General features: G+C 38.1%; 7 protein-coding genes. 6 read left to right on the forward strand and 1 reads right to left on the reverse strand.

The window, feature by feature from the left end:
* Positions 1–29: 29 nt before the first annotated feature.
* Positions 30–650, reverse strand: a complete 621-nt coding sequence (locus HBB17_RS14025) for a rubrerythrin family protein (protein ID WP_167958118.1) — start codon at positions 648–650, stop codon at positions 30–32.
* Between the two features lie 217 nt (positions 651–867).
* Between HBB17_RS14025 and HBB17_RS14030 the strand changes: the two genes are divergently transcribed.
* The 6 genes from HBB17_RS14030 (at position 868) to ptsP (ending at position 8,337) form a co-directional block, all read left to right on the forward strand.
* Entirely contained in the window at positions 868–2,238 is a 1,371-nt protein-coding gene (locus HBB17_RS14030; RefSeq protein ID WP_167958119.1) for an MATE family efflux transporter, read from the forward strand.
* Between the two features lie 374 nt (positions 2,239–2,612).
* The gene (locus tag HBB17_RS14035) at positions 2,613–3,362 is read left to right on the forward strand and encodes a DeoR/GlpR family DNA-binding transcription regulator (protein ID WP_167958120.1); all 750 of its coding nucleotides are present in this window, start codon (positions 2,613–2,615) and stop codon (positions 3,360–3,362) included.
* Positions 3,359–4,261, forward strand: coding sequence for a 1-phosphofructokinase (gene pfkB / locus HBB17_RS14040; protein WP_167958121.1), 903 nt, complete (start codon positions 3,359–3,361; stop codon positions 4,259–4,261). The genes HBB17_RS14035 and pfkB overlap by 4 nt, the downstream gene beginning before the upstream one ends.
* 49 nt (positions 4,262–4,310) lie before the next feature.
* On the forward strand, positions 4,311–6,230 hold the full coding sequence (locus tag HBB17_RS14045; protein ID WP_167958122.1) for a PTS fructose transporter subunit IIABC: 1,920 nt from the start codon (positions 4,311–4,313) through the stop codon (positions 6,228–6,230).
* 101 nt (positions 6,231–6,331) lie between these two features.
* Positions 6,332–6,595, forward strand: a complete 264-nt coding sequence (locus HBB17_RS14050) for an HPr family phosphocarrier protein (RefSeq protein WP_167958123.1) — start codon at positions 6,332–6,334, stop codon at positions 6,593–6,595.
* 26 nt (positions 6,596–6,621) lie between these two features.
* On the forward strand, positions 6,622–8,337 hold the full coding sequence (gene ptsP, locus HBB17_RS14055; protein ID WP_167958124.1) for a phosphoenolpyruvate--protein phosphotransferase: 1,716 nt from the start codon (positions 6,622–6,624) through the stop codon (positions 8,335–8,337).
* The last annotated feature ends 445 nt before the right edge of the window (positions 8,338–8,782 follow it).

The raw sequence follows: 8,782 nt of genomic DNA on the forward strand, positions 1-8,782 counted from the left end.
TTGTTTATCATCGAGAGTTCGTTATAATCTTATGCTTTTTTTCCAGCTAAGAAATCCTTACAGGATAAAAGCTCGATCGGAATAAAGTAACCCTGATCATACGTACATACAGGGCATTTGTCTGGAACTTTCTCGCCTTCGTAGATATAGCCACAGAAGGAACAGATCCAAGTCGAAGAAGAGGAAGATTGATAGAGTTTACTCTCACTAAGCATCTCCGCCATCTTTTCAAAACGATCACAGTGCGTTTGTTCTACTCTTGCGATCTCTGCAAATGCATATGCAACCTTTGCAAAGCCTTCTTCTTTCGCTTTCGCACTAAAGGTGGTGTATACATCGTTTGCTTCTTCATATTCATTATGTTTGGCGAAGTTCAATAATTCAATTAAGTCTTGGGAAACATTAACAGGGTATGCGGCATTCGTAATTTCAATATTTTCACCAGAAAATTCCTTTAGATGGTTATAGAAAACTTGCGCATGAGCTCGTTCCTGATTGGCAGTAAAGCGAAAAAGTGCAGCGACAATTTCTTGCTTTTGTTGACAGGCAATATCAGCAGCCATTGTATAACGGTTTCTTGCCTGGCTTTCCCCAGCAAAAGCACGCATGAGGTTTTCTCTAGTTTCACTAGATTTAAAATCAACTGACATATTGTAAGTCCTTCTTTCTTATGAATTCATAATGTAGTATCTCAAACTAAGAAAAAAATATACGGGTTAGTAAATAGTGAGCTTGTAATTATAAAAAGCAGTCATTGCACTTGCATGAAGAAGGTATATATGGTATATTGAAAAAAGCTATTTAAAAATACGATTTATTCCAATATAGAAACATATTACATATTTTAAGAAAGTGTGGTAAATACATATGAAAGACTTAACAAAAGGAAATCCATTAAAATTGATTTTCCAGTTTGCACTTCCTGTGTTGCTAGGGAATGTATTTCAGTTACTGTATAATCTAATCGATACAAGAATCGTTGGAGAAACATTAGGAGAGCAGTCATTGGCGGCGGTAGGGGCCACCAATTCCATTAGTTCCTTGATCATTGGATTTTTGCTAGGTCTTACCAATGGATTTGCAATCAAGGTTGCACAAAGCTTTGGAGCGAAGGACGAGGCTGGACTTCGACGGACCACAGCGATGTCACTTTTTCTTGGAACAGTAACAGCTATTGTTATGACGATTCTTAGTGTGGTATTCTTAATGCCATTATTACGTGTGTTGAACACGCCACCCGAAGTTATACAAGAATCGTATGTATATATTCGGGTCATATTCCTTGGTATGATTGTTACCCTATGGTATAATGCATTAGCCAGTGTATTACGTGCTATTGGTGATACCGTTACCCCATTAATTTTTTTAATCGTAGGAACCGTTTTGAATGTGGGACTGGATTTCTTATTCATTAATGGATTTCATATGGGCGTGGAAGGTGCAGCTTACGCAACCGTTTTAGCACAGTTTATATCTGTTGTATTGGTATTCGTATATATGTGGAAAAAATATCCGATGTTGCATCTTCATAGAGAGGATTTCAAAATGGAATGGGCAGAAGTCAAAGAGATGTATGCTTCGGGGTTATCCATGGGAATCATGCTTTCGTTGGTATGCCTAGGAACAGTGGCTTTGCAAAGTGCAATCAATACATTTGGAACGAAGACGATCGTGGCACATACAGCAGCAAGAAAGATTACAGAGATCTATATGTTGCTCTTTAGTGTATGCGGTACGACCATGGCTACCTATTGTGGACAAAACTTAGGTGCTGGTAAGATTGGACGGATAAAAGAAGGAATCCGTATGGTGATCTTGGTTACTTGGGGCTGGTCCATTTTGATGATGGTTGCTAGTTATACCATCGCTCCTTGGCTCGTACATCTGGTAACAGGAACAGAGGATGCAAAGATTATTCATACCGCTACGTTGTATCTGCGAATCGACACCTTGTTTTATTTTGTACCTGCTATGATTACGGTTTTACGAAATGCAATGCAGGGAATTGGAGATCATAGAACACCAATCGTATCCAGTATGATCGAGTTGGTAGGAAAGGTTCTTGTAGTATTCCTATTGGTTCCTTATCTGGATTATATGGGAATCATTCTTTCGGAACCTATTGTATGGATCCTTATGGTTATACCATTAATAATAAAGATAAAGACGAATCCTGTTTTAAAAGAAAAAGAGAAAGAAAATGTAACAGGAGAAACCGAATCATTGCAAGAGATGTAGATAAATAGCAGTAACATCGAATACACAATGAATAAATACAATCAAATAAGAGAGAATAATTAAAAGTTGGTTATCGTAATGGTTATTATCATACGATAACCAACTTTTCTTATACCTTTTTATACCTCTTTTTTGGACATACATTTGGCTTTGGTAAAAGAATGAGATACACATGAAATAGCAAAAAATGATCAAAAAACGTCAGTTTACACCAGATTGTATGAAAAGAAATGAGGATTGCATGAAAGAAAATGATTATAAATGAATGAGAATGAAATTATATGATTGAAAATGAAAGAAAATGATTGACTTTGAATGAAAAAGATGATAGTATACTGGTATAACAGGAATACGAATTCGTAGGGGGAATAAAGATGCTAACACAAGAAAGACATAGTCTGATATTACAGGTTCTACAAGATAGAAAAGCAGTGACAGTAACAGAACTGTCAAAGGAACTAGATGCTTCTGAATCAACCATTCGTAGAGATTTGATCACGTTACATGAGATGGGAAAGTTGAATAAGGTTCATGGTGGAGCAACTGTTTTAGAGGATATCTCTACTTTTGAAGCGGATGTAGAGACGAAGTCCTCAATGAATGTGGATGAAAAGAATGAAATTGGTAGATACGCTGCATCACTGATCAAAGACGATGATTTTGTATATATCGATGCTGGGACAACTACATTAAAACTTGTTGATTACATTAGTAATACGAAAGCAGTATATATCACCAATGGATTTGTTCATGCTAAGAAATTAGTACAAAAAGGTTGCAAAGCATACGTGATTGGTGGAGAACTGAAATTATCGACAGAAGCGCTTGTGGGAGCAGTTGGAATACAAAACTTAAAGAAATATAACTTTACAAAAGGTTTCCTAGGAACCAATGGGATCAGTTTGTTGCAAGGTGTTACAACACCAGAGATTGAAGAAGGTCTTATGAAAAAAGAAGCAGCTAATAGAAGCTATATGACCTATATATTAGCGGATCATACAAAGTTTGGGAAAGCATCTTCTGTAACATTTGCTTCATTGGATCAGGTTTGTATCATTACTGATTTTTTACCGGATGAGAAATATAGAGAATCTACTATAGTAAAGGAGGTATGTAGGTCATGATCTATACTGTAACATTTAATCCTGCTCTTGATTACGTTGTTCAAGTGGAACAGCTGAAGACAGGAGAAGTAAATCGAACCACAGCGGAAGAGGTTTACTATGGTGGGAAAGGGATCAATGTATCAATCCTACTACAGACACTGGGATTTGCAAGTGTTGCCCTTGGATTTATCGCTGGGTTTACAGGACGAGAGATTGAACAGGGTGTAAAAGAACAGGGAATAGAAACGGATTTTATCTGTTTACCAAACGGAATCAGTCGAATTAACCTGAAGATCAAGTCGCAGGAAGAAACGGAAATTAATGCCCAAGGACCTCTGATTACAGAACATGCAATTGATGAACTATATCATAAATTAGATCAATTAGTAGAGGGAGATACCCTTGTATTAGCAGGAAGCATACCAAGTACATTACCGAATAATATCTATGAACAGATCATGGAACGCTTGTTTAAGAAAGAGATTCGTTTTGTTGTTGATGCTACGAATGATCTTTTGAAAAATGTATTAAAGTATAAACCATTTTTAATTAAACCGAATAATCATGAACTAGGTGAGCTATTTGGTGTGAAAATTGAGACACAGGAAGATATCATCTACTATGCAAAAGAGTTGCAGAACTTAGGAGCACGTAATGTGTTGATCTCCATGGCAGGAGATGGAGCTATATTACTAGATGAAAATCATATGGTGCATCGAATTGGTGTACCAAATGGAAAGGTGGTGAATTCCGTAGGAGCAGGAGATTCTATGGTAGCAGGATTCCTAGCAGGATATTTGAAAACACAGGATTATCAAGAAGCATTGCGATTGGGAACCGCTGCAGGAAGTGCGACTGCATTTTCACCAGGGTTAGGAAGCAAAGAATTGATTGCTATGTTATTGGAGCAAATCTAAAAATTGTTGTGCAAATGGGGTATAGCAAATAAAAGTAGGAGGTAGACATATGAGAATTACGGATTTATTGAAAAAAGACGCAATTGTACTACAAGCATCACCAAGTACGAAAGAAGAAGCATTACAGATTTTGATCGACTTACATGCAAAAGTGGGAAATGTATCAGATAAAGAGGAATACAAAGCGGGAATATTAGCAAGAGAAGAACTTGGAACAACAGCAATTGGTGAGGGACTTGCAATTCCACATGCGAAGAATAAAGCAGTAACAAAACCTGGACTTGCGGCTATGACAGTGCCAGCTGGTGTGGATTGCGATTCTATGGACGGTGCACCAAGTAATTTATTCTTTATGATCGCTGCACCTGAGCAAGGTGGAGATGTGCATTTGGAAGTATTATCGAATCTGAATGTCATGTTAATGGACCCAGCATTCCGTCAACGTTTATTAGCAGCTAAGAATGCAGAAGAATTCTTAGGAGCCATTAATGAAAAGGAAATTGAAAAGTTTGGTGCGAAAGAACAAGCGGTTGAACAACGAAAAGATGTACAGGAACGTTCGGGATATCGAATCCTAGCAGTTACAGCTTGTCCAACTGGAATTGCTCATACATTTATGGCAGCAGAAAGTTTGGAATTAAAAGCGAAAGAGCTTGGTTACGCATTAAAAGCGGAAACCAATGGTTCAGGTGGAGCAAAGAATGTACTTACACAGGAAGAAATTGAACAGGCAGATGGCATTATTGTTGCGGCAGATAAGAATGTGGAGATGGCTAGATTTGATGGAAAACCAGTGCTTAGGGTGAAAGTTGCAGATGGAATTCATAAACCACAAGAGTTAATTGAGAAGATTGTGAATAAGGAAGTACCTGTTTACCATCATACCGGTGAAGTAACGAATGATGGAAGAGGCGAGAAAGAAAGCTTTGGTAGACAGCTCTATAAGCATCTAATGAATGGTGTTTCACATATGTTACCATTTGTAATTGGGGGAGGTATCCTAATTGCCTTAGCATTTTTATTAGATGACTATTCCATTGATCCAAAGAACTTTGGTTCCAATACAGCGCTAGCAGCATTTTTCAAACGTATCGGTGATACGGCCTTTGGTTTTATGTTACCAATCCTTGCAGGATACATTGCAATGAGTATTGCAGATCGACCTGGTTTGGCAGTTGGTTTTGTGGGTGGTTCCATTGCCGCTTCAGGTATGACATTGTCAGCAAGCAGTGGTGTATCAGCAGGTTTCTTAGGTGCACTATTAGCAGGTTTTGTAGGTGGTTATCTTGTATTAGGTTTAAGAAAATTATGCAATTATCTACCAGATAGTTTGGAAGGAATCAAACCTGTATTATTGTATCCATTATTCGGTATCCTATTGATCGGCTTGATCATGTGTGCCATCAATCCAGCAGTTGCAGGTATCAATACGGGGTTAACGGATGCATTGAATGCTATGGGAAATGGAAGCAAGATCTTACTTGGTTGTGTGGTAGCAGGTATGATGTCAATCGATATGGGTGGACCATTTAACAAAGCAGCGTATGTATTCGGAACAGCAGCCATTGCCAATGGAAATTATGATATTATGGCAGCCGTTATGATCGGTGGTATGATTCCACCACTTGTAATTGCTCTATCAACGACATTTTTCAAGAGTCGTTGGTCAGATAAAGATAGAAAGTCAGGAATCGTAAACTATATCATGGGATTATGCTTTATTTCAGAAGGGGCAATCCCTTACGCAGCAGCAGATCCCCTTCGTGTTATTCCATCATGTATTGTAGGTTCTGCAATTGCAGGTGGTATCTCAATGGCAATGGGTTGTACCTTACGTGCACCACATGGAGGAATCTTCGTATTCCCTGTTGTTGGTAATGTATTTGGATATATCCTAGCATTAGTAATTGGTTCTCTTGCGGGTATGTTCCTGTTATCCTTCTTAAAGAAACCTATTGCTACAAAGTAAAGAAACGGATGTACAGAAGACAAGTAGTACGGGAAAACAAAAAGCAACTTGCTTGGCTCTGAACAGTTACACATAAACAATAAGAAAAGGAGATTATGATAATGGTAAGCAAACAATTTACGATCAAAAATGAACAAGGACTTCACATGAGACCAGCAGGTGTGGTTACAAAAGAAATGATGAAATTCAATTCAGATGTTACTATTGTTGTAAACGGTGCAACGATCAATGCGAAAAGTATTATGAATGTAATGGCCGCTTGTATTAAGTTTGGAACAGAAATTGAAGTACAATGTAACGGTGAAGATGAAGACGCAGCATTAGCAAAGTTTGAGGAATTATATAGCAACGGATTTGGAGAGTAAATCTTGGTAGAACGGGAGGTGTAATTATGAATCATGGTATTGCAGCTTCAGCGGGAGTGGGAATCGGTCATATCATTTTGCTGAAAGAATGTACGATGGAGTATGAGAAAGGCAGAACAATTGAGCCAACTGCTGAGTTAAATCGGTTTAAAACAGAATTAGAAAGATTCACAACAGATACCCAGAAGGTGGCTGATGATATCAGAGAACGTATTGGAGAAAAAGAAGCAGAAATCATTGAAGGACAAATTATGATCATCTCGGACCCAGCCTTAACTGGTGAAGTCGAAGCTGCAATACAATCAGGTACTTGTGCAGAGCAGGCAATGGAACAAGTCTGCGATACATTTATTCAGATGTTCTCCTCCATTGACGACGAGATGATGCGCCAACGTGCAAGTGACATTCATGATATCAAAACACGGTTCCTAAAACAATTACTTGGCATCATTGATGTGGATATAAGCAAAGTTCCCAAGGGGACGATTTTAGTAGCAAGAGATTTTACACCATCAATGACTGCTGGTATTGTGAAGGAAAATGTAGTGGGAATCGTTACAGAGGTGGGAGGTGTAACCTCACATTCCGCAATCTTGGCAAGAGCCTTAGAGATACCTGCTGTACTCAGCGTAGAAGCATGTATGACAAACTTAAAAGATGGACAAGAAGCAATCGTAGATGGAGAAAAAGGAATCGTTATTACAGAACCATCAAAGGAACAGATTGCAGAATATCAATCGCGCTATGCAGCATTACAAAAAGAAAAGGAAGAACTTCAGCAATTCTCCAATATGCATACACAGACAAAAGATGGAGTTCGCGTCGAGTTATTTGGGAATATAGGAAATCCAAAAGATGTCCAGAGTGTTGTACAGGCAGGTGGAGAAGGGGTTGGACTATTCCGAACGGAGTTCTTGTTTATGGATAGTTCCTCTCTTCCAACGGAAGAAGAACAGTTTCTTGCATACAAAGAAGCGGCTATGACATTGAATGGAAAACCAATCATTATCCGTACCTTGGATATTGGAGGGGATAAGGAGATTCCATATTTGGAAATTCCAAAAGAAGATAATCCATTCTTAGGATATCGTGCCATTCGGTATTGCCTAGACCGTACGGATATCTATCGTACACAGTTACGTGCCTTATTACGGGCGAGTGCATTTGGTGATATTAGAATTATGATACCATTGGTTACTTGTGTGGAAGAAGTTCGGCAAGTGAAAGCATTGCTTAATGAATTAAAGAGTGAGCTAAAGCAAGAAGGACAGGCATATAAGGAAGATCTTAAGGTTGGCGTTATGATTGAAACACCGGCAGCTTCACTAATTGCTGACCTATTAGCAAAGGAAGTGGATTTCTTTAGCATTGGTACAAATGACCTGACCCAGTATACGATGGCAGTAGACCGTGGCAATGCGAAAGTAGCAGGACTCTATTCCACTTATCAGCCGGCTGTTCTTCGAAGCATCAGAAATATTATACAAGCAGCAAAAGAGCAGAATATTATGGTAGGTATGTGTGGTGAATCAGCTAGTGATATAAGAATGCTTCCACTACTATTAGCATTTGGATTGGATGAATTCAGTGTTAGTTCTTCAGCAATTCTAGCTACAAGAAAAGCAATTTCACAAATAACGATGGAAGATGCAAAAAAGATTGCAAAACAAGCAATGCAATTTAGTACAGAAAAAGAGGTATGCCAATACCTTTCAAAACAAATAGAAGTGCATACAGCATAGAAAGTAAAATCCCTAGGAGTCGATGAAAAGAGGAAAATATGATTTTTCTTCGGATAGATCTCCTAGGGGTTTTTTATCGTTTGCAGTTTTATGGAAGACTGGAAGAAGATACACTTGATTTAAGGGAAAGGTAACTATGTACACATGACATAAAATATCAAAATAAACTATAAAATACTATGATTCATTAAAAAAGTATATATTCCGTGTATAAAAGTCCATGTTAAATAAAAATGGGGATTGCTATAATCTTACTATGTAGTCGTCTACACATGTACGAGGAACAGGATATCACATATAGTTGGTATCTTGATTATGGATAGTGTCAAATGATTTATGAAAAAAATGAGCAAAGAAAAAAGGCTCAGATGAACCTTGAAAATTGCAGATATTATAGGTTGTGGTAGCTTGCCGCCACCCTTGACAGCACGAAAAAGAACTGCTG

It is taken from the genome of Anaerosporobacter faecicola, from assembly GCF_012070565.1.
GTDB lineage: Bacteria > Bacillota > Clostridia > Lachnospirales > Lachnospiraceae > Anaerosporobacter > Anaerosporobacter faecicola.

Coding starts and splice junctions, on each gene's coding strand:
- ptsP (WP_167958124.1), top strand. CDS start 6,622: ATGAATCATGGTATTGCAGCTTCAGCGGGAGTGGGAATCGGTCATATC.
- HBB17_RS14035 (WP_167958120.1), top strand. CDS start 2,613: ATGCTAACACAAGAAAGACATAGTCTGATATTACAGGTTCTACAAGAT.
- HBB17_RS14050 (WP_167958123.1), top strand. CDS start 6,332: ATGGTAAGCAAACAATTTACGATCAAAAATGAACAAGGACTTCACATG.
- HBB17_RS14025 (WP_167958118.1), bottom strand. CDS start 650: ATGTCAGTTGATTTTAAATCTAGTGAAACTAGAGAAAACCTCATGCGT.
- HBB17_RS14045 (WP_167958122.1), top strand. CDS start 4,311: ATGAGAATTACGGATTTATTGAAAAAAGACGCAATTGTACTACAAGCA.
- HBB17_RS14030 (WP_167958119.1), top strand. CDS start 868: ATGAAAGACTTAACAAAAGGAAATCCATTAAAATTGATTTTCCAGTTT.
- pfkB (WP_167958121.1), top strand. CDS start 3,359: ATGATCTATACTGTAACATTTAATCCTGCTCTTGATTACGTTGTTCAA.